At 70.0% G+C, this 3,417-nt stretch carries 4 protein-coding genes; 2 read left to right on the top strand and 2 right to left on the bottom strand.

The window, feature by feature from the left end; genetic code table 11:
• Nucleotides 1-7: 7 nt before the first annotated feature.
• Nucleotides 8-331, bottom strand: coding sequence for a putative quinol monooxygenase (locus tag G6017_RS11850; RefSeq protein WP_179523706.1), 324 nt, complete (start codon nt 329-331; stop codon nt 8-10).
• A 151-nt stretch (nt 332-482) separates the two neighbouring features.
• Between G6017_RS11850 and G6017_RS11845 the strand changes: the two genes are divergently transcribed.
• Together G6017_RS11845 and G6017_RS11840 are read left to right on the top strand one after the other, a co-directional pair.
• Nucleotides 483-1,325, top strand: coding sequence for a serine acetyltransferase domain-containing protein (locus tag G6017_RS11845; RefSeq protein ID WP_182617514.1), 843 nt, complete (start codon nt 483-485; stop codon nt 1,323-1,325).
• 47 nt (nt 1,326-1,372) lie between these two features.
• Nucleotides 1,373-2,065, top strand: a complete 693-nt coding sequence (locus G6017_RS11840) for a response regulator transcription factor (RefSeq protein ID WP_179523704.1) — start codon at nt 1,373-1,375, stop codon at nt 2,063-2,065.
• Nucleotides 2,066-2,143: 78 nt separating this feature from the next.
• Here G6017_RS11840 and G6017_RS11835 read toward each other — a convergent pair whose 3' ends face one another.
• Complete coding sequence (locus tag G6017_RS11835; protein WP_179523703.1) at nt 2,144-3,394, bottom strand: ABC transporter permease; 1,251 nt, start codon at nt 3,392-3,394, stop codon at nt 2,144-2,146.
• Between the last annotated feature and the right edge of the window lie 23 nt (nt 3,395-3,417).

Below are 3,417 nucleotides of genomic sequence, written 5' to 3'. Positions count from 1 at the left end.
GGTCGGGCTAGTCGACGGTGATCTCGCCCATCGTTCCCCACTCCTCGCCGTCGACCGTGGTGTTGATGATCCGCGGGGTGCGCTGGAGGTACTGCGCGGCGGAGCCGGTGAACTCCCTGAAGTGGGCCGACCCGACGTGCTCGGCTGGCGCGTCCCCGTCGCGGAACGCCTCGCAGAGCAGGAACGTGGTCTCCGCGTCGGACGAGCGGTACCAGTCGAACCACAGGTTGCCGGGCTCCGCCCTGGTGGCCTCGGTGAAGTCGCGGGTGATCTCGAGCCATGAGTCCGCGAACTCGGGCTTGACGTCGAATCTCACGTTGATGAGCATCATGGCCCCATCCTGCCCGGGCCGGCGCGACCTCGTCGAGTGCTGCGCCCCCGCACCCGATCCCCCCGCACCCGCTGCCCCGGCACCCGCTGCCCCCGCACCCGATACCGAGGTGACTCGACCCGGAAAGCCGAACGGGCCTACCCTGTACCGGGTGACCATCGAGCTGAGCATCGAGAACCCCTGCGTCCCGCAGACGGAGGCCGACTCCTCCGTCCGCGCGGTCTGGGACCGGCTGTCCGTGGACGCCACGCAGAGTCGCGAGGAGCCCCTCATCGCCGGCCTGGTCCTGGATCTCGTCGACGGATGCGACGACCTGGGCGAATCCCTCGCGAGGCTCGCCGCCTCACGCATCGCGACCCCCGAGATCGGCCGGCACGTCCTGGAGAAGGAGATCAGGGCGATCCTGGTCGAGCACCCGCACGTCCTGGAGGCGGTCGCGGCCGACCTCGTGGTGAGCTTCGAGCGTAACCCGGCCTATCCCAACTACCTGGTTCCCTACCTGTTCGCCAAGGGATTCCTCGGGCTCCAGATCCACCGCGTCGCGCACGAGATGTGGAAGTCGGGACGGGTCATGGCGGCCTCGTTCCTCCAGAGCCGGGTGTCCGAGGTCTTCGCCATGGACATCCACCCGGCCGCGCGCGTGGGCTCCGGGATCCTCGTGGACCACGCCACCGGCATCGTGGTGGGCGAGACCTGCGTGATCGGGGACGGCGTCTCGATACTCCAGGGCGTCACCCTCGGCGGGACGGGGAACGAGGACGGCGACCGCCACCCCAAGATCGGTTCGGGGGTGCTGCTGTCGGCCGGGTCGATCGTGCTGGGCAATGTTCACGTGGGCGAGTGCTCGCGGGTGGCCGCCGGTTCGGTGGTGCTCGACCAGGTCCCGCCGCACACGACCGTCGCCGGGGTGCCCGCCAGGGTGGTGCGGCGTCACGCCGACTCGTTGGTCCCCGCCGAGCAGATGGACCAGGAGATCGACCCGGGCGCCGAGTAGGCGTCGCGGGCCACGCGATCGAACGGGACACGGGCGGAGGGCACTGTATGCGGGTACTCGTTGTCGACGACGAACCTGCGCTCCTCGAGAGCGTGCGGCGCGGCCTCGCCGCCGGCGGATGGGCGGTCGAGACGGCCCCGGACGGGGAGATCGGACTCGAGATGGCCGCCGACGGGGACTTCGACGTGGTGGTCCTCGACATCATGATGCCGCGGCGCAGTGGTTACGAGGTGGTGCGCGAGATGCGGCGCCGCGAGATCTGGACCCCCGTGCTCATGCTCACCGCGAAGGACGGCGAGTACGACGAGGCGGACGCGTTCGACCTGGGCGCCGACGACTACCTGGTCAAACCGTTCTCGTTCGTGGTCCTGGAAGCCAGGCTCAGGGCGCTGGTCAGGCGGGGCGCCCCCGAGCGGCCCGTCTCGTTCGTCGCCGGTGACCTCGAGGTCGATCCCGCCGCGCGGGAGGTGCGGCGGGGAGGTGAGCGGATCCCGGTGACGGCGCGGGAGTACGCGGTCCTGGAGTACCTGATCCGGAACCGCAACCAGGTGGTGTCCAAACCCCAGATCCTGCGGGCGGTGTGGGATGCCGCGTACGACGGGGACGACAACATCGTCGAGGTCTACGTGGGCTACCTGCGTCGCAAGATCGACACGCCCTTCGGTGCACGAGCGATCGAGACCGTGCGCGGACAGGGCTACCGACTGGTCGACAGCGAGATGGCGGGGGCCGGGGGCTGACGCCCCGACACCCCGCCGCTCCGGCTCCGACACTCTCCTCCTGTCCGCGTCACCGGACCCGCGGGTGATCCACTCCGCTCACTCGGTCAGCGAGAGCGCCTGACGGTAGGTGAGCTTGCCGCCCGTCTGCATGATCGACCGTCGGTAGACCCGTTCCGCGACCACCATCACGGCCCCCGCGACGACCAGGGTGATCACCGCCGCGATGACCGGCTCCCACCACTCGGCCGTGCCCTCGACCAGGCGGATCGGCATCGTCACCGTCGACATGATCGGCACGTACGAGCCGATCACCTGCCAGGTGCCCTGGAGGAACAGTCCCGCGAAGGACGCGATCATGATCAGCGTGAGCAGGGGGGACGAGGTGGACTGGACGTCCTCCGCCCGCGTGGCCAAGGCGCCGGCCACGGCGAACAGGCACGCCAGTGCGACGAAACCGATGACGAAGAGCACCAGGTACCAGCCCGCAGCGCCGGCCACCGAGGGCAGGAGCGCGGAGTACTCGGTGAACGTCAGGCCGATCAGTCCGATGGCCACGAAGATCGCCATCTGGCCCAACGCGAGCACCGTGGCGCCGACGACCTTCCCGACGAGGAGTTGGCGCAACGGGATGGCGGCGGCGAGGATCTCGACGATCCGCGACTGCTTCTCCTCGACGACGCTGTTGGCGATGGCGTACCCGAAGAGGATCGCCGCCATGTAGAACAGGAAGACGAAGACGAACCCGGCGATCAGCTGGACGCCCTCGTTGGCCGCCCCGTCGGGATCGAGCAGACGCTCCTGCACGACGGAACCGGCGGTGAGCTCCTCGACGGAGACGTCCGCGGTGGCGGCATTGCGCTCGAGAGCGTCGGCCGCGACCACGGAACCCACCGCGGCGGCGATGTCGGAGTCGACCCCGTCCGACCCGACGAGCGTCCACGCGCCCGTTTCACCGAGCAGAGCGGCGTCGGCGTCTCCCTCCCGCACCGCACGTTCGGCGGCGTCGGGGTCGGCGACCTCGACGACGGACAGCTCGATCGTGGAACCGGCCACCGGCTGCGAGTCTGACCCGGCACCCTCGTCGGCGCCTCCGCCGTTGGCGGCCGACCCGGCACCGGCGGCCTGCACGATGGCCGCGGCGTCGTTCGAGGCGACGGCCACGGTCTTCTCGCCGTCGCGCCCGCCGAGGAGGAACGACAGGCCGAAGGCGACGACGAAGATCGCGATCGTGGTGAGGGTGGAGATGATGAAGTTGCGGTCGCGGAGCTTGACCATGATCTCGCGACCGGCGACGATGCGCCACGCGGAATCGGTCGCCGGCGGCCGGGTGGGGGTCGTGGTGGTCATGACGTCACCTCGCGGTAGATCTC

This window comes from Dietzia sp. B44 (assembly GCF_014145245.1).
GTDB classification, from domain to species: Bacteria; Actinomycetota; Actinomycetes; order Mycobacteriales; family Mycobacteriaceae; genus Dietzia; species Dietzia natronolimnaea.
This window is presented reverse-complemented; position numbering and strand designations above follow the sequence as displayed.